We start from the raw sequence: 17,717 nt of genomic DNA, 5'->3' as shown, positions 1-17,717 counted from the left end.
GTGGCTACGGGTTTCCAGTATGAAGATGAGTAACCACATAACCATGCGGTCAACCGGACGCCAAAAGCGTGGCGCTTTTGGTTCCCTCCGCTAATGCTCCGGCGCCGGTTACCTTCGCGTTAATTGTCTCCGGGGTCTGAAACAAAGGAGTGTTGAGTGCCAGGCAAATATCCAAATAAAATCCGTACATTGCCGCTTTTCGACGGGCGCTTTGATGCTTACAAACTCTCCGCTGACGGCGCAGACGTATTGTTCGCCTCCTATCCGTCAGGAACCAGTATCCCGCCACATTCCCATGAGACGGAGAACCATGGAGTTATTATCCGGGGAGAGTTAATTCTCACCATAGAGGGACGAGTGGAGCGCTACGGTGTAGGTGACTGGTATTATGTTCCGGCGGGAGTGGAGCATGCTGCGGAGTTCGAGCAGGACACTGATGAAATAGAGTTCTGGTTTGAACAAGCCAATTAACCAAGCCAGTCACGGCGACGGTCACTACATTGCGGCTGCGCCTCCATTCCGTAGCCGCGCGTGCTGAGCGGCGTTGATATGACTCCCCACGTCAAGAGGCATGCACCAGTCCAGGCCCGTTTCAAAAGGACTTCAATTGAGAGACCTAAAGCAGCTCATCGAACTTGCGGAGGCAAATGAACGAGATCCGGCCACACTCGATCGAGCGATAGAAATCTATGAGCAAATAATCAATGAGCACGATTATTCGCATTACTCTACGATGGCCGCAGTAGCGCTTGATCGAATCGAGCAACGTGAAACTGCGCCGGCACGGATCAAGCAAGGTGAAACTCCGCCGGCACCGATCGCTAAACGAGAACGTTCGCAGGTTGAGCGCGTGCTTTTCCGACTAGCCATTTTATTCTACGTTGCCTCGCTGGTTCTGCCGGTCGATGGTCACTTCTTCGTGGGAGTGGTGATGCTAGTTTTGTCTGTTATCGGGTCAGCTTGGATGTTTCCTGAAGCGGTTTCTCGCATCCCCAGCGATCCTGCAGCTGCTTTCGGCCTAATTACCTTGCTTATTATGCCTTTCTACAACATTCTTTTCCTCGTTGCGCTGACAAGGTTTTGGGAGGCTGGCCGCTCACGATTTTCTGTCTTCAGAATTGTTTTTTACACCTGTACAGTTTACAGCTTGGTGTGGTCAGCTATAGCGGTGTTCACACACGTTGAGAAGTTTTACATTTCTGGGCTATGGGCAGCGGCTTTTCTATTTTTATCCTTGGCAGTTGCTATTTGCACCGAGAAAAACCTAACCAATGCAGGCAAGGGACGCTCCTGACGTCGCGCCCCTGCTGCTGGCGTTAGAAATTATGAAAGCATCCAGTGTCGCTTCGGTTTGCATTTGTAACCGGGTGACCGAACCCTTAACAATACATAGCACCGGAGGCCACTGGCGTGGCGTCGGTGTGCTTCGCATTACATATTTGATATTCTCATGATTTATATAAGGCTTCTGGTTTTAATATCATTCTACTTAATACCTGATTTTTCAAATTCCGGTGACTCCATAAATCTTGAAGATTCAATTATAAAGGCTATATCTGTTGAGCCCCGCTGGCATATACCCATGAATAAAGCTATTGAGGGCTATACGCCTGATCAATACATACCAGCACTAATTTCTATAGCATCATCCAATCGCTCAAAAAAGGTTAGAATGCGCTCAGCATACTGGCTATCTGGTTTTTACACTGATAATGGAAATAAAGGCTATCTTCACATTGACAGTCTAGAGGAAAATTTAGATATACTTTTAAGCACTCTCCATGAAACAAGCACATCACGAGCAGTTATTGCGATATTAGGAGGACGGAATTCTGGGGCAAGCTATGTACCTTGCTATATGTCAGATATTAGCCAAGAAAAAATCATTGCAGCCTTAGTTGATAGGAAAATGTTTATCCAGAAAGCAAAAGAAAATCACCCCAGCGAAGAAATAAAATGGAATAATGATTGGAATTATGAATTTAATGAGTTGAACTCGGCAATTCGAGCAACGGAGTCTTGCAATCTAAAAAATCTATAAACATGGGATTTTGTTACGCTGCGCTTTACAAAATCCAGTTATGGCGGCGTTAGGTTCCCGAGTTACCCACGGAGAGAGTGACAGGCACTAGTAAAGCTGAGACCCTCCCGAAATGGAAGGAACTCAGAGCAGTACAGATGACTTAGACCTCTGCCGCGTAGCGGCTTCGTCCAACATCGAATTTACTTGCTTATCTGTGATTGGATGAGATTTTTAACCTCGCAAATAACGTGAACTAATCCTCGAAATAAATACAGATCGTTATGACGCTGTATCGTCGTATGCTAGTTTTAGCCGCTTTTTTTATTATTGAGTAGTGAACAAGGTCATGTACGGAAGCTCGCGTATCAGCCGATGTTTTGAAATGGTGGTTTTCGTCGCGGATGTAACCGGACACGGGTCGCCGAAAAAACATTTACCACGGAAGTTTGTTCAATTAGATGAAAGGTGATGGTTTGATGTCCTACCTTAGTTCCTGCCGTTCGCTGGTCCCCCTGCAGTTAATGGTTTTGGTGTGTGTTTTACTCAGCGGATGTTACGACACTTCTTCCGGGACGCCCGACGAACTGGCCAATACCAGTGCCGACGATACGCCGACCGAGCAGGAAGCACCACCGCTCCCCACCGAGCCGGAAACACCACCGCTCCCTGATGAAGGATTCAAGCACCCCGGTGTCCTGAGCACCGATGCGGACTTCGACCGCATGCGTGACAAGGTGACCGGGGAAGAGGAGCCCTGGCTGTCTGGCTGGCAGGCGTTTATCGGTGACGGGTACTCCAGATTGGGCCGGTATCCCCGGACGCTGGAACATCTAATACGAGGCGCCCCCGATCAAAACTTCGCGCAACTCTTTGGCGATATCTGGGCGTCCCATGCCTCGGTGATCCGCTGGAAGATCAGTGGCGATACGGCCTATGCCGACCAGGCGGTTCGCTTCTTGAATGCATGGGCATCTGATCTGAAGAGCGTCAGCGGCCACGACAGAGCCCTGATCGGACTTTATACGTATCAACTGGTAAACGTCGCGGACATCCTGCGGACATACGATGGCTGGAGCGAGGCGGACCAGCAGCGCTTTGCCGACATGCTGTTAAACCTGTTTTATCCGGTTAGCAAAGATTTCCTCAATCGTCATAACGGTACCTGTAATTCCTATTATTGGGCCAACTGGGATCTGGCCAACATTGCCTCGATCATGTCCATCGGAATTTTCACGGACCGGGAAGACATCTACCGGGAAGGCCTGGATTACTTCTACGGGGGGATAGGCAACGGCGCTCTGGATTACCTGATGGTCTATAGACACCCGGGCAACATGGGGCAATATCAGGAAAGCGGTCGCGACCAGGGTCATACAACGCTGGGCATGGCCCTGTTCGGCGTGATCGGCAAGATGGCCCTGAACCAGGGGGACGACCTGTTCGCCTACAACAACTACCAACTATTGGCGATGTCCGAATACATCGCCAAGTACAACCTGATGGAAGAGGTTCCCTTCAAGCCCTACAACAACTGCGTCAACGTCAATCACACGGTCATATCGAGCTGGCCGCGTGGCCATTTACGGCCCGGTTGGGCGCTGATCGTCAACCAGTATGAAAACCGCCTGGGCATCGCCGCACCCTGGTCGAGGAAAATGGCTGAGAAGCTAGCGCCCGAGTACCGCGGCAATGGGGCCGATCAACCGTATTGGGGTACGCTGACCGAATCGCGGGATCCCTTTCCACCGGGCCGAGCGCCGCGTGGGCTGACCTCGACCGTGCTGAGCGGTGAGATCGTGCTGTCCTGGTGGGGCGCGACGGGTGCGGAAAGTTACCGACTGAAACGCGCCGAAGCGGCGGAGGGGCCCTACGACGTGATCGCCGAACGAGGCGCCGAAGAACTCCTGACGCATACTGATATCGATGTTCAGGACGGCAAAGAATATTTCTATCAGGTCACCGCCATCTCGCCGGAGGGAGAAAGCGAGCCGTCGAACCGCGTCGCCGTGACAGCGGGGCATCAGTTGTTGCTGCACCTGACTTTCGACAACCTGGAAGAAAACAGTGCCAATGGTGTCCTGGGGCAGGCGTTGGTTCTGGATGGTGTCGATGATGTCGTCGAACTCGATTCAAGTCTGTTTTCCAATCTGAGTGATTTCACGATGGCGGGCTGGGTCAACCTGGATGAGGCCAAGCCATGGCAACGGCTGTTTGATATCGGTGCCGATACCCTGCGATTCATGACTCTGGTGCCGTACAATGACAGCGAGCAGGTGTGTTTTATCATCACCAAGCTCGGAGTGGGGAAAGGGCACGACCATATAAGTCTGGACGATCGCTTGTGTGGCGGATCGCCGGTTATCGGGGAATGGATGCACCTGGCCATCACCCTGTCCGGGCAAACCGCCGTGCTCTACGTTAATGGCGAGGCGGTCGCTCGCCATGAGTCAATAAGACCGACCCCCGCCCAACTGGGTGTGCTCGACCAAGCCTGGCTGGGGCGTTCCCAGTTTGAGGCCGACCCCTTTCTAGGCGGTCGGGTGGATGATGTACGCCTGTACAGCGGTGCGCTCACGGCCGAGGAGGTTAAGGCTTTGGTTCTAATGGGCTCGCTCTAGGCTTCCTATATGCTGGTCGCCAAGGAACGGCGGTCCAGCCATGAGTCAGAATCTTGCGGATGAAAGCCCTGCATTTCGTTCGTTGGGGAAGAAGATGCCGTTGCGAGAGAGGGTTTAGCGGGCTGGCAGTTGGCATTCCTCAATACTACGCAAACCAGTTAACCAAACGCTGCACTCGGACGCCCTTGTCGCTGCGTCAAAGTCCCCGGTGCGCCAGCGTTAAAGCTAAAGGACGAGCATGCCCCAAGTTCACATCAGGACTGCTGAGTTAACCGATGCAGAAGCAGTGACGAAGCTGGTAAATCGAGCTTATCATCCTACAGCTGGATCGGAAGGTTGGACTCATGAATCAGCCTTGGTCAGCGGAGATCGAATAGACCAGGGTAAGGTAGTCACGGCGATCCAGTCCGGTACTGTCTTGGTAGGAAACAATGAGCGAGGCCTGGCCGGTTGCGTACAGGTTGAGGTAACTGATCGAGTGGCCCATACAGCGTGCTCATCGAGCCTTTGAATGAATTCACCATTTATTTGCCGCCAACTGTGCTGGGCTGAATAGACGTAACCATGCCAGTCACAGCGACGGCTAGCGTTATCTGTATCAATACCCCCCCCCCGAGAGAGATAGAAAAATGCTAGTCCCTAGCCATTTTAGAGAAGAAAACCAGGAAAAACTTCAGCAGTACATCAGGGAATACAGTTTTGGTGTGCTGGTGGTTGCTGACAGTGATGGTATCGACGCAAATCACCTGCCCTTCCATTTCAGTTGCAGCGAAGACCACCCACTTGGAACGCTGAGATGCCATGTGGCTCGTGTGAATCCTGTTTGGCAGCGAATTGAGAACGGTGCTTCGGTTCTTGCGATTTTTCAGGGGCCGGATGCCTACGTATCACCGTCCTGGTATGAAACCAAAGCGGAAACGGGTCGGGTTGTTCCAACATGGAACTATCTGGCTGTCCATGCGCAAGGCAAGGGTTTGATCTTTCAGGAGCACGCCTGGCTGAAAGAGCATCTTCATCAGTTAACGGATCTTCACGAGTCCAGTAGAGAAAATCCATGGTCTGTAGATGATGCTCCTTCCGAGTTCACCAGTCGTTTGGTTAAAGCCATCGTCGGTATCGAGATCAGAATTGAAACTCTCACAGGACAGGTTAAGGCAAGCCAAAACCACCCGGAGCGCAATAGAGCTGGTGTAAAGGCTGGGCTTGCAGAGGGTTCTGCCAGTGATTCGGCAATGTCTGAGTTTATCAGCTAACAATACTCGGCACTCGGCCGGCCTTTTCTTCGCTTTGCTCCATAAAGGCCGCCGGTGCGCTTCGCGTTGTACTGGAGGCTAGTGATTTGAGAAAAGTGTTAATGAGTGCCTGCCTCTTAGGGAAAAGGGTTCGATATGATGGTGGAAGCCTTGCCGTGACTGGTCAGATTGTTGAGCAGTGGCTATCTGAGGGGCGAGTTATTTCTGTCTGCCCCGAAGTCGAGGCAGGGATGAGTATTCCCAGGAGGCCAGCGGAGATTTTCAAAGGCAATGGAGACAATGTGTTAAAAGGCGAAGCTGATGTTGTTGAAAAAGATGGGGGCACGGTAACTCGTGATTTTTTAGCTGGTGCCTCTATTGCTTTGGATTTATGCAATAAGTTCAATATCAAAATTGCAGTACTTGCAGAATTTAGCCCCTCCTGCGGAAGTTCAGCCGTTTACGACGGGAGCTTCTCAGGTAGAAAAACTCCCGGTATGGGGGTTACAGCCGCTTTGCTACGCCAACATGGTGTTCAAGTGTTTAACCAGTATCAGATAGCTGATGCTAACGAGGCACTCCACTCGACAAGCGCGTGGAAGTAGTGCCTGCGAATGCATAGCAATCGCAGGCACTTAAGGGTCTCTAGAGAATATCCGTAATAGCGAAGTCCTAGCCAATACCAAGAAAGGAAAGAATCACTACCACGATAACTACTGCACCGACGATGTAGACGATATTATTCACGAGTAGATACTCCTTTTCACATATCCGAAATCGCGCTTGTTTGCCTTCCGTGTGGCGCGCTGTATAACTTCTTGCGGAGGCGACTCCTTTGCTTCTTCTCAGTTCAGGGTAGATTGTTGGCTTCGCATGGTCTGTTCGCTGGCGAACCGAGTTGCGAAAAGAAAGGTCAATGAATGATGCATAATACTGCGCCCTGAAAGACGGCCTTCCACCGGCCACCCGTTCACCTTCAGTTTGTATCGAACAGTCGTGCTCCTGGTCCTTCCTCCGCAGCGATATCAGCGGGGTTGCGCAAAGGGCAGCTCTTCAGTGACAGGCAGCCACAACCGATACAGCCATCAAGCTCATCCCGTAGCTTGCTCAGCTTGTCGATGCGTTCGCTCAGGCTGTTGCGCCACGCATCCGACAGCCGCTGCCAGTCGGACGCGGTAGGTGTACGGCCGTCAGGTAGCGACGACAGTGCTTCCGCGATCTCCTCCAGAGGGATACCGACCCGCTGGGCTACCTTGATGATAGCCACCCTCCTGAGCACGTCCCGCGCATAGCGGCGGTGACCGCTGGCGTTTCGGGTGCTCTTGATCAACTTACGGGATTCATAGAAGCGCAGGGCGGACGTTGCCAGGCCGGCGCGATCGGCGACGTCTCCGATGGTCAGTGTTGTCTGTTTGGGGTTGGCGTGACGCATTTTGAAATCAGCTCTTGACTTAAAGTTAACTTTAACTTTTACGCTTATGGCCACCGTAATTCAATACATAGGAGTGGAGCCATGAGCGAACATGTACCCGGGCAAACCGGACTTGAGTTGATCAATGGAAGTGCCCGCGAGGGGCTTTGGGAATCGGAATTGCTCGATCTGAAAGCGTACCTGGCACGGATTGGCTATCAGGGGTCAACCGAGCCAACCGAGAAAACCCTCCGCGACTTGCAGCGGGCGCATCTGGACGCGATTGCATTCGAGAACCTGGATGTTATCACCGGCGGGGAGATCCGGCTTGACCTGGCTAGCCTTCAGGACAAGCTGGTTTACCGTCGTCGCGGCGGGTACTGCCATGAGCAGAATATCCTGTTTGCTACCGTACTGGACCGGCTCGGGTTCCATGTGACTGGCCGCAGTGCGCGCATGCTGATGGGGGCCGATGAACGTGAACTGACCGCTATCGGCCACACATGCCTCAATGTCAGGATCGATGGAACTGATTGGCATGTGGATGTCGGCGTCGGTAATACCGGGCCTCGGGAACCCATCCAGCTGAAGGACGGGGTCGAGATTTCCCATGACCACTGGACTTATCGTTTGGAGAGGACCGACGCTGGCCGATGGCTGCTGCGCTATCTCAGGAACGATGGCTGGTTCAATCTCTACCAGTTCAGCGAGGAGCCCTATTACCGGGTGGATTACGAAGAACACAACTACAATGTAGCGACACGCGCGGAGTCACCCTTCGTGCGTCGGATTGTCGCGCAGCGTAATGGTGGAGATGTCCGGTATGCGTTGACCGACTGTGAGCTGAAAGTTTTCCGTCCGGGCGAGCCGCCGGAAAAACGCTCCATTCAACCAGCGACGATGCCCGACCTGCTCCGGGAGTTGTTCGGACTGGAGTTGCCACAGCAGGCACTGGAAATGCTCGCGGAACGGGCTCAGGCCACATGCGGTGCCGAAGTTGAGGAAGACTCGCTCGGGGCCTGATGATGGGGGGAGGTGGGTCCGGAAAGGGGCAGCGGGGCAGTCACTCAGTTCAGGCCAATGAACCGTGTGTTGTGTTTTTCGTGGCGCTGCCCCCCTTCACCTTTAAGCACTCAGCAACTGGCCGATGCGGTTCTCCGCTGCGGTCAGGCTTTTAGCCTTGTGGCTTTCGTCCAGCGCCAGGCCTTCGGCATGAATGAACTCCACATCCGTGATGCCAATGAATCCCAGAATCTCGCGCAGGAAACTGGTCTGGGAGTGATCCTCACCGTAAATTCCGCCGCGGCTGATGAAGACGTAGGCCTTCTTTCCGGTAATCAGCCCTTCGGGGCCATTTTCGGTATAGCGGAATGTGACGCCAGCGCGTGCGATGTGGTCGAAATAGGCGTGTAGCATGGATGGCACATTGAAGTTATACATCGGCACGCCAAGTACGATCACATCGGCATTCTTCACTTCTTCAATCAATGCGTCCGAGTAGGCGACGATCCGGCGTTGTTCCCCGGTCATTTCATCCGGTTTGGTAATGAATGCCTGGAAACGGTCCAGGCTGAGGTGGGGAACCGGGTCTTGGGTCAGGTCGCGTGTGACGACTTTCCCGTCCGGATTCTTTGCCAGCCACTCTTCGGCGAAGCGGGTGGCGAGGGCGGATGACTGCCCCTGGCCATTAAAGATGCTGCTCTGGATCTTCAGTAAGGTGCTCATGGTGCTGTCCCCTCCAATAGGATGATGATCGACAGTCAGTATTTCAGCATTGATTGATTTGATATAAAAATGTAAATAATGGCTTAAAACCATCGAATGAGATGATGTATGAGTGCCAAACCAACCCCTACTCCGCATATCAGCCTGGAGCAATGGCGCAGCCTGGTCGCCGTTGTTGACGCGGGGGGCTACGTCCAGGCTGCCGAGGCGCTGCACAAGAGCCAGTCATCCATCACCTATGCAGTGCAGAGGCTGGAGCACGTACTGGATGTGAAAGTGTTCTCCATGCAGGGGCGGAAAGCGGTGCTGACTCCGGTCGGCCAAATGCTTTACCAGCGGGCGCGTCAGTTGCTGGAGGATTCCCTGGGCATGGAGCGGGCAGCTGTCAGGGCGTCCGCAGGCTGGGAGAGCGAGATTGCGATAGCGGTGGAGGTACTGTTCCCGACCTGGCTAACGCTTGAGTGCCTTGATGCGTTCGGAAAAATCAGTCCCCAGACCCGGATCAATCTGTACGAAACCGTACTCGATGGCGGCGCGGAACTCCTGCAGCAAGGCAAGGTCGACCTGGCGATTCTGCCCAAGGTCCCGCCGGGCTATCGCGGTGAAATCTTGCAGCGAAGTGCGAGCATTGTCCCGGTCGCGCATCCCGATCATCCCCTGCACCAGCTTGAGCGTGAACTGTCGCTGCGTGACCTGCGTAAGCACCGGCACGTTGTTGTGCGCGATACCTCCGTTAAGCGCAGCGACAAAACCCATACTGTGGATGTGGCGCAGCGGTGGACGGTCACCAACATGGCGACCCTGATTGGTGCAGTATCCCGCGGGTATGGTTTTGCCTGGCTGGCAGCGGACAAGATCCGCCACGAACTGGAAGCGGGCGTTCTGAAGCCCCTGCCATTGCGTGGTGGTGAACGTCTGGCTGATTTTTATCTGATTTTCGCGGACAGCGAAGCCATCGGCCCAGGGGTTGAGCGCCTGGCCCAGGTTTTTCGCGACCGGGGCGAGGGCACAATGCTTACCAGATCAGTCGCACCAGAATGATCGCCACCATCACCAGGGTCAGCCATTTGATCCACAGTGCGCCACGGACTCCCATATTCACCCGCACCGCCACGATGGCGCCGGCCATGTTCCCGAGCGCCAGCACCAGCCCCATGCCCCAGAAAACCTGATCGTTGAGGGCAAAGATCGCCAGGGCGGGCAGGGTGTAGATCAGAATGATGAAAACCTTGATGACATTCACTTGGGGCAGGTCGATCTTCAGCATGCGGTACAGGACCACAACGAACAGCGCCCCAACCCCGACCTGGATAAAACCACCGTAGAGACCAATCAGGAAAAGCGCGAGGTATTCGGGAATGCCCAGCCGCTCCGGCGTCAGGGGGCGGGTATCAAGCTTCGGCTGTGGCAGCAGCATGAAAATGGAGGCGCCGATCATGGCGGCAATCAGCACGCCCTCGAAGATTTGCCGGGGAATCCAGGTGGCTGTCCAGGCACCCAGGAGGGCGCCGGCCACTGCCGGGATGGACAGGCGGATGCTGACCGCCAGATTGTGGTGACCGGCCCGGAAAAAACTGCCTACCGCCGTGATGCTCTGCAGGGTGATCGCCACCCGGTTGGTGCCATTGGCAATCTGGGCGGGCAGCCCGAGAAACATCAGCAGCGGCAGCGTCAGCATGGACCCGCCCGAGGACAGCACGTTGATAAAACCCGCCACACCGCCAATGGCCACCAGGGCCAGGATCTCCGGAAGACTCATGATGGGTCACTCAAGCCGTGGCGGCGTGCGGCATGCCCATACCGCGCCGGGCACTCCAGACCAGCAACGCCAGGAAGACCACCAGACCGGCCAGGTCGATCCAGATCATGCCATGGGGCCATAACATCAGCGCGCCTACGGGGAACATCAGCAGTCGCAGCCACCAGGACAGGCGATGTTCCAGATACCCTTCCATGCCGGCAACGATCGCGTAAATCCCGAACAGCGCAAAGGTAAACACCTTGATGGCCTCGGCCGGTGTACCCGACACCAGGGGAGAATAGGCAAACAGCAGCGGAATGATGTACAGGCCCTTGGCGATCTTCCAGGCGGTCAGCCCGGTGCGCATGGCGGGGGTGCCGGCTATGGCCGCTGCCGCGAACGCGGTGAGGCAGACCGGCGGCGTTACGTTGGAATCCTGGGACAACCAGAAGATGATCATGTGGGCCGACACCAGTGCCATGGTCAGGGCATGGGGCGACAGCGCCAGTTCCTGCAGCTGGGTGCTGAAGGTGTCCGGCACATCCGCCAGCAATTGTGTGGCGGTTGCCATATCCATGGGGGCATTGAGCAGGTTCATGCTGTCCGGCGCGGTGAGCATGAAGATGGCCCTGGCTTCCTCCGGCAGGTTACCGCTGACCATCAACTCCAGCAGCTGGCTCTGGGCGATCAGGCCATAGATGGCTGGCGCCGACAGTGTGGCCAGCACGATATAGGCGGCGGTGACCGGCAACCCCATGCCCAGGATCAGGGATGCCAGAGCCACCAGCGCGATGGTGATCAGCAGGTTGCCACCGGCCCAGTCGGTAATCATCAGTGAGAAGGTGTTACCGATACCGGTGGTGGAGATCACATTCACGATCAGGCCCACGGTGATCAGCAGGATCGCGGTGGTCATGATGTTGCGGCTGCCCTGGGCTAGGGCGTCCAGGATGTCCCTTGGCTTCATCGGGTTTTTGGTCAGCCAGGACGCCACCACCACAGAGATAATGGCAATGCCCGCAGCGTAGGTCGGGGTAAAGCCGTAGATCAGCGCGGCCACCAGGATGACCAGCGGCAACAGGTAATGCCAGCCTCCCTTGAGGACCTGGGCAAAGCTTTCGGCGTTCTCATCTTCCAGTTTGACGGCATGGCTGCGTTTGGCCTCAATGCGGACAAACATCGCCACGGAGAGGAAGTACAACAACGCCGGCAGCGCCGCCACGCCGATGATGGTGACGTAGGACACCTGGGTATAGGACGCCATGATAAAGGCCCCGGCACCCATGACCGGGGGCATCAGCTGGCCACCGGTGGATGCCGCGGCCTCCACGCCGCCAGCAAACCGGGCCGGGAAACCCGCCTTGCGCATCAACGGAATGGTGATCACCCCGGTGGACACGGTATTCGCCACACTGGAGCCGGACACCGAGCCCATCAGGCCTGACGAAAACACCGCCACAAACCCGGGGCCGCCGATAAAGCGGCCAGCGGCGCAGCGGGCCAGGTCGATGATGAAGTCCCCGGCGCCGGATTTCACCAGGAATGCGCCGAAGAGGATGAACATGAACACGTAGGTCCAGGAGATGCGGGCAATGGAGCCCAGCATGCCCTGACCACCAATGTAGGAGCGAAACAGCACCGTTTCCCAGGTCAGCCCCGGGAAATTGAATATGCCCTCCACGTACTGGCCCCACCAGGCCACGTAGGTGAGCGCCACGATGCACAGGCAGGGGATAAACCAGCCGGTGGTGCGGCGGGCGAACTCCAGCACCAGCACCACCGCAAGGATGGACACGACCCAGTCAGCGGTGGAGAACACCACCCCGCGGTCGTACAGCGCATCCTCGAACCCGATCAGGTAGAGGGCACAGCCCAGGGCCAGTAGTCCGAGCACCAGGTCCACCGAGAACACCAGCCGCCGGGTACCGGGCCGGTCGCTGCGCACCATGGGCATGGCCAGGGCACACAGCAGGCCAAACAGACCGAAATGCAGGGCGGAGGTCCACAGTTCCGAGAGCGTGGAAAAAGTATTGAACCAGAGATGGCTGAGGGCAATGCCAATGGCCAGCACAAAAATCACCCGGCCAATGACCGGGTGATCCAACCGCTCGGGCGCCTCCGTCGGGCTTTCCTCGCGGATCTTTTCCAGCCGGCTGTCTAGTTCCGGATCCTGGTCGGGGGCTGCGTTACTCACTCAGGTACGTGCCCCTATTCCGCGATCAGACGGTCCGGAATCTCGATGCCCTGTTCCTTGTAGAACCGTGCCGCCCCGGGGTGCAGTGGCATGGGCAGGCCGACAATGGCCTTTTCCAGCGCCATGGCCTTGGTGGCCGCGTGGATATTGTTCAGGAACGGCAGGTTCTCGTAGATGGTTTTGGTGATCTGGTAGACATCTTCTTCCGAGACATCATCCCGCACCGCCAGGATGTTGGGCTGGGCAATGGTGTTGATCACCTCGTCCTGATTGGGATAGGTGCCCGCCGGGATTTCGTACGGGGACCAGAGTTCGAATTCGCTGTTCACCTGGGCCAGCTGCTCTGCGGTGAAATTCAGGGTGGTGATGTCATTACCCATGTTGGCATAGGCCCGGGTGACTGCGGAAGCCGGCACCCCGGCTGGAATATTCATGCCGTCGATGTTGCCATTCTGCAGGGCATCCGCACTGGGGCCATAGCCGAGATAGGCCATATCCATGGCTTCCTGGTCGACGCCCAGCTTGCCGAGAATGAAGCGGCCGGATCCCTCGGTGCCGGAATTCCGGGCGCCGATGGAGAAGCTCTCGCCGTAGAGGTTTGCCATGTCGGCAATGGTGCCGCTGTCGGCCAGTTCGCTGCGAACCACGAAATGTTCCACGTTCTGCCACAGCATGGACACGGACCTCAGGTTTTTATAAGCCTTGGGTACCGGACCACTGCCACCCCACGCCCAGGCGCCGTAGAGGCCCTGGAGAATGCCAAACTGGATCTGGTCTTCGTCCATCAACTTCAGGTTCTCGCCGGAGCCGGCGGAGCTGATGGCAGACACGGAGATATTCTGGGTGGGCTCAAGTTTGACCTTGATCAGGGTGGAGATCGCGACCCCTACCGGGTAGTAGGTGCCACCAGTGGTTGCGGTTCCCATGATGTAGTTCCCCTCGGCCCGGGCAGTGAGGGAAATCCCGAGGGTCGCGGCGGCAAGCATCGCCGTGGCGGATTTCAGGAACTGGCGCTTATTCATAACGGTGTCCTTACTCGTTGGTCGGAACGGTTGTTCTTATGGCACTGTTTAATCCCGGTTAACTTAGACCAGGCCGCGACAATCGGCCACCTTATTGAGTAAGCCATTAGGCGTAGATGGGCTGGTGGCATGCATTGCCGGACGGTTGCCCGTGACACCATCGTGTTTTCCGGTACAGTGACCGTTATTCATCCACATCTCGAGAAGAGGCCGATGTATGACCGATAACACCTACACCCCACCCAAAGTCTGGAAATGGGAGTCCGCCAGCGGTGGCGCGTTTGCCAATATCAACCGTCCCATTGCCGGCCCGACCCATGACAAAGAGCTTCCGGTGGGCAAGCATCCGTTGCAGCTGTATTCCCTGGCCACACCCAACGGCGTGAAGGTGACGGTGATGCTGGAAGAGCTGTTGGCCCTTGGTTTTGAGGGGGCGGAGTACGACGCCCACCTGATCCGGATTAACGATGGGGAACAGTTCGGCAGTGGCTTTGTGGAGGTAAACCCGAATTCCAAGATTCCGGCGATGATGGACTACAGCACCAATCCGCCGGTGCGGTTGTTCGAATCAGGGTCGATTCTGTTGTATCTCGCCGAGAAGTTTGGCGCCTTTGTGCCCGAAGACGTTGCCGGTCGCGCCGAGTGTATGAACTGGCTGTTCTGGCAAATGGGCAGTGCGCCGATGCTGGGTGGCGGTTTTGGTCATTTCTATGCCTACGCCCCCGAGAAATACGAATACCCGATCAATCGCTACGCCATGGAAGTGAAACGCCAACTGGATGTGCTGGATCGCCAGCTGGCGGACCGACCGTACATTGCCGGCGATGAATACACCATTGCCGATATGGCGATCTGGCCCTGGTACGGGGCGCTGGTCAAGAACAAGGTCTACGAAGCGGCGGAATTCCTGGAAGCCCATACCTACACCAACGTGGTTCGCTGGACGGATGAGATCGCCAAGCGCCCGGCGGTGCAGCGTGGCCGTATGGTCAACAGGGCCTGGGGCGAGCCGTCGAGCCAGCTCCATGAGCGGCACGACGCCAGCGATTTCGAGTTCCGCACTCAGGACAAACTGGAGACTTCTTCCTGAACCGGTGCCCGCTTTAAGGGTTGGTCAGATACAGCGTGAGCTTTGGCCTTCCCGGCGAACTCTACATCGTAGTCTTTCAGCCTGAATACGTTCAGCCGGCGCTTCAGGGCGCTCAGTGACCAGGGCCAGGCGGCGAAGTTGCGGCCGTTCTGGTCCAGGTAGTAGCTGCTGCAGCCGCCGGCATTGAAGACGGTGGTTTGCAGGTTCTTCTGGACCCGTTGGTTGTGCTGTTTCAGCACCGAGGGTTTGATGCTCAGCTTGCTGATCCGCTTTTCCTTAATCTTCCACAGCCCGTCAATGATGTAGTCGAGCTGTGCCTCCGCCAGCCGTATAAATGAGTCATACACCAGCACGTTGGGGCCCAGGATCAGGAAGGCGTTTGGCGAATTCTCCAGTGTGGTGCCCAGGTACGCCTCCGGCGAGCTGCTCTTCCACAGGTCGGCCCAGCGTTCCCCGTTGGCGTTGAACACCTTGTTGCCGATGGGCGGGTGGGAAACGTCGAACCCGGTGCCCCAGATGATCACATCCACTTCGCGGCGTTCGCCGTTGGCGGCGATGACCGTATTGCCTTCCACTTTCACCAGCCCGCTGGGAATCAGCGAGGTGTTGTCGGCCTGCAGGGCGTCGTAATAGTCGTTGGCAAACAGGATGCGCTTGCAGCCGATGTCGAAGTTCGGGGTCACCGCCTTGCGCAGTTCCGGGTCCTGTATCTGCAGCTTCAGCAACTGCCTGGCGGCCACATTGACGGGCTTGAGGAAGGTCGGGTTACGCAGGCCGAAATTGATCACGTTCAGCGAGCCGGCGACGGCCTTGCGCCAGGTGCCCTGGATCGCCGGGAACCGGTCGATCACCTGTTTGCTGGTGTCACCCAGTTGCATGTCGGGCTTGGGCAGCACCCAGGGGGCTGTGCGCTGGAAAACATGGAGTTCCGCCGCTTGGGGCTGGATACGGGGCACGAACTGTATCGCCGAGGCGCCGGTGCCGATGACGGCAACACGCTTGCCGGTCAGGTCGTAATCGTGGTTCCAGCGGGCGGAGTGGAACATCTCGCCCTTGAAGCTTTCCAGACCCGGAATCGCCGGGATCTTTGATTCGGTGATCGGACCGGTAGCGAAGACCACGGTTCTGGAGAGGTACTGACCGCTGCTGGTATCCAGTCGCCAGAGGTGGCGTTCGTCGTCCCAGGCGGCGCGGTTCAGTTCGTTGTTGAACTCGATCAGCGGGGTGATGCCGAAGTCGTCGCTGACGTTTTCCAGGTAGTCCAGAATTTCCGGCTGTTTGGCAAACAGGTTGCTCCACTTGCTGCTCGGGGCAAATGAGTAGGAATAGAGCGATGACGGCACATCACAGCCACAGCCGGGGTAGGTGTTTTCCCGCCAGGTGCCACCGACCCGGCTGGCCTTCTCGATGATTTTGAAGTTGTGGTAGCCGGTTTTCTTCAGCTTGATCGCCGTGGCCAGCCCGGAAATGCCCGCGCCGACAATAAAGGTGTCGTAGACAGTGTCCGCGGCGGAGGCGTTGGTGTTTGAAGTTGCCATGTGTTGTGACCGTCTTTGAATTCTGTGGTTTTAAGGGCCTGCCGAGCGGGAATTACGCCCGCACCGGCGGGACGATTTCCTTGAGCAGGTAAGGTGTCAGCAGACCGGTCTCGGGATTGAGCAGACGCTCTTTGTAGTAGGCGAGATACTCGGAGGTATCGTGGTCGTTGGGGTGAAATCCCGGGCGCAGGTAATCGAAGACATGGCCAAGGGTGCTGCCATAGACGCCATCCCCGCGACCGATCAGCAGATCAAGGCTGCGCTTGGCATCTTTCCAGAACCGCAGGCTGATCAGGTTGCGCGGCCGGCGGATGAATGGAATCAGTACGCCGCCCAGGGGAACCAGGAACCAGATGGTGATCAGGGCCAGTGCAAACCCGCTGACGCGCAACGCATAGTTGCCCGAGAGCTGCTGGAAGACATCGTAGGCGATGTCCTTGTGCTCGGACTCCTCCAGCATGTGCCACATCCACAGGCCACGCTGCTTCTCGTCCTCACTGTGAAAGAAGTTCTCTTCGTGCTTCATCATGAATTCCGCCAGTACGGCGGTGAAGTGCTCAATGCCGGCCATCAGCGAGAGCTGCAGGGGTTGCGGGAACCGCCGGAACCCGTAGTTGAATACGTTCTCGGCCAGGAAGCGGTAGAAGGTCACCGGAAACCGGTGTTCTTTCAGGACCTCGTTCCACTCCTCGTGCACCTTGGAATGCAGCGCTTCCTGGCCGATCAGGGAGGTTACCCGCTGTTTCAGCACCGGGTCGGTCAGGAAATCGCGATGGTAACGGGCGGTCTCGATCACCAGATCTTCGCCATAGGTCAGAAAGATCGACAACGCTTCGAAGTAGGCGGACGCCAGTTCCGTGTTCACGTAAAAGTTGGGGTCGGCATCCCTGGCGTTGAAATCGAACTTCATGTGGCGGATGGGCACGTCAGCCTTTGGCGTCTCCGGTGGTGTTGTCACGGAGTCGAGTTTTTCGGCGGTTGCTGAGGTCATGATGGTTTCCTTGGGTGCCGTGGTCACTGTTGTGAGCCGCGTGGCTAAAGCATTTGTCAGGGTAAGAGATTAAAGCGACTAATTGTTCGGGTTCAATTCGGAACCCGGGGGCGCGCAGGGAGCGGTGATAGC

Annotated in this window: 17 protein-coding genes; 9 read left to right on the top strand and 8 right to left on the bottom strand. The window is 56.4% G+C overall.

Annotation, left to right across the window (positions count from 1 at the left end; all coding sequences use genetic code 11):
• Positions 1-156 precede the first annotated feature (156 nt).
• The 4 genes from ACQUWM_RS10385 to ACQUWM_RS10370 all read left to right on the top strand — a co-directional run bounded on the left by ACQUWM_RS10385 (position 157) and on the right by ACQUWM_RS10370 (position 4,641).
• Positions 157-471, top strand: a complete 315-nt coding sequence (locus ACQUWM_RS10385; protein ID WP_428922087.1) for a cupin domain-containing protein — start codon at positions 157-159, stop codon at positions 469-471.
• Between the two features lie 136 nt (positions 472-607).
• A complete protein-coding gene (locus ACQUWM_RS10380) occupies positions 608-1,294 on the top strand; it encodes a hypothetical protein (protein ID WP_428922086.1) in 687 nt (228 codons plus the stop codon).
• A 288-nt stretch (positions 1,295-1,582) separates the two neighbouring features.
• Complete coding sequence (locus tag ACQUWM_RS10375) at positions 1,583-2,041, top strand: hypothetical protein (RefSeq protein WP_428922085.1); 459 nt, start codon at positions 1,583-1,585, stop codon at positions 2,039-2,041.
• Positions 2,042-2,499: 458 nt separating this feature from the next.
• On the top strand, positions 2,500-4,641 hold the full coding sequence (locus tag ACQUWM_RS10370; RefSeq protein ID WP_428922084.1) for a LamG-like jellyroll fold domain-containing protein: 2,142 nt from the start codon (positions 2,500-2,502) through the stop codon (positions 4,639-4,641).
• A gap of 349 nt (positions 4,642-4,990) precedes the next feature.
• Here the strand turns inward: ACQUWM_RS10370 and ACQUWM_RS10365 are convergent, their stop codons facing one another.
• Complete coding sequence (locus ACQUWM_RS10365) at positions 4,991-5,128, bottom strand: hypothetical protein (RefSeq protein WP_428922083.1); 138 nt, start codon at positions 5,126-5,128, stop codon at positions 4,991-4,993.
• Positions 5,129-5,270: 142 nt separating this feature from the next.
• Here ACQUWM_RS10365 and ACQUWM_RS10360 point away from each other — a divergent pair, with 142 nt between their 5' ends.
• Positions 5,271-5,894, top strand: coding sequence for an FMN-binding negative transcriptional regulator (locus ACQUWM_RS10360; protein ID WP_428922082.1), 624 nt, complete (start codon positions 5,271-5,273; stop codon positions 5,892-5,894).
• Positions 5,895-5,980: 86 nt separating this feature from the next.
• Positions 5,981-6,478 (top strand): DUF523 domain-containing protein, encoded by a 498-nt coding sequence (locus ACQUWM_RS10355; protein ID WP_406998576.1) that lies wholly within the window; start codon positions 5,981-5,983, stop codon positions 6,476-6,478.
• 371 nt (positions 6,479-6,849) lie between these two features.
• On the opposite strand, the gene soxR is transcribed toward ACQUWM_RS10355, so the two are convergent.
• On the bottom strand, positions 6,850-7,305 hold the full coding sequence (gene soxR, locus ACQUWM_RS10350; protein ID WP_406998578.1) for a redox-sensitive transcriptional activator SoxR: 456 nt from the start codon (positions 7,303-7,305) through the stop codon (positions 6,850-6,852).
• Between the two features lie 81 nt (positions 7,306-7,386).
• Here soxR and ACQUWM_RS10345 point away from each other — a divergent pair, with 81 nt between their 5' ends.
• Positions 7,387-8,307, top strand: a complete 921-nt coding sequence (locus ACQUWM_RS10345; protein WP_428922081.1) for an arylamine N-acetyltransferase family protein — start codon at positions 7,387-7,389, stop codon at positions 8,305-8,307.
• Between the two features lie 102 nt (positions 8,308-8,409).
• Here ACQUWM_RS10345 and ACQUWM_RS10340 read toward each other — a convergent pair whose 3' ends face one another.
• Positions 8,410-9,009, bottom strand: coding sequence for an FMN-dependent NADH-azoreductase (locus ACQUWM_RS10340; RefSeq protein WP_428922080.1), 600 nt, complete (start codon positions 9,007-9,009; stop codon positions 8,410-8,412).
• 108 nt (positions 9,010-9,117) lie between these two features.
• On the opposite strand from ACQUWM_RS10340, the gene ACQUWM_RS10335 reads away from it, so the two are divergent.
• Positions 9,118-10,050, top strand: a complete 933-nt coding sequence (locus ACQUWM_RS10335) for a LysR family transcriptional regulator (RefSeq protein ID WP_428922079.1) — start codon at positions 9,118-9,120, stop codon at positions 10,048-10,050.
• On the opposite strand, the gene ACQUWM_RS10330 is transcribed toward ACQUWM_RS10335, so the two are convergent.
• From ACQUWM_RS10330 to ACQUWM_RS10320, 3 genes are read right to left on the bottom strand one after another with little or no spacing between them, the layout of a single operon-like run.
• Positions 10,025-10,768: a sulfite exporter TauE/SafE family protein gene (locus ACQUWM_RS10330; RefSeq protein WP_428922078.1), complete on the bottom strand. Its 744-nt coding sequence runs from the start codon at positions 10,766-10,768 to the stop codon at positions 10,025-10,027. The two genes, ACQUWM_RS10335 and ACQUWM_RS10330, sit on opposite strands and share 26 nt — an antisense overlap.
• A gap of 10 nt (positions 10,769-10,778) precedes the next feature.
• Positions 10,779-12,944, bottom strand: a complete 2,166-nt coding sequence (locus tag ACQUWM_RS10325; RefSeq protein WP_428922077.1) for a TRAP transporter permease — start codon at positions 12,942-12,944, stop codon at positions 10,779-10,781.
• A 14-nt stretch (positions 12,945-12,958) separates the two neighbouring features.
• Entirely contained in the window at positions 12,959-13,966 is a 1,008-nt protein-coding gene (locus tag ACQUWM_RS10320) for a TAXI family TRAP transporter solute-binding subunit (protein ID WP_428922076.1), read from the bottom strand.
• Positions 13,967-14,183: 217 nt separating this feature from the next.
• Between ACQUWM_RS10320 and yghU the strand changes: the two genes are divergently transcribed.
• Positions 14,184-15,056: a glutathione-dependent disulfide-bond oxidoreductase gene (gene yghU, locus ACQUWM_RS10315; RefSeq protein ID WP_428922075.1), complete on the top strand. Its 873-nt coding sequence runs from the start codon at positions 14,184-14,186 to the stop codon at positions 15,054-15,056.
• Here yghU and ACQUWM_RS10310 read toward each other — a convergent pair.
• Both ACQUWM_RS10310 and ACQUWM_RS10305 read right to left on the bottom strand, forming a co-directional pair.
• Complete coding sequence (locus ACQUWM_RS10310) at positions 15,029-16,594, bottom strand: flavin-containing monooxygenase (protein ID WP_428922074.1); 1,566 nt, start codon at positions 16,592-16,594, stop codon at positions 15,029-15,031. The genes yghU and ACQUWM_RS10310 overlap by 28 nt on opposite strands.
• Positions 16,595-16,646: 52 nt before the next feature.
• Positions 16,647-17,585, bottom strand: coding sequence for a metal-dependent hydrolase (locus tag ACQUWM_RS10305; RefSeq protein WP_406998596.1), 939 nt, complete (start codon positions 17,583-17,585; stop codon positions 16,647-16,649).
• Positions 17,586-17,717 lie beyond the last annotated feature (132 nt).

This window comes from Marinobacter sp. DUT-3 (assembly GCF_050379435.1).
Lineage (GTDB): Bacteria > Pseudomonadota > Gammaproteobacteria > Pseudomonadales > Oleiphilaceae > Marinobacter.
This window is presented reverse-complemented; position numbering and strand designations above follow the sequence as displayed.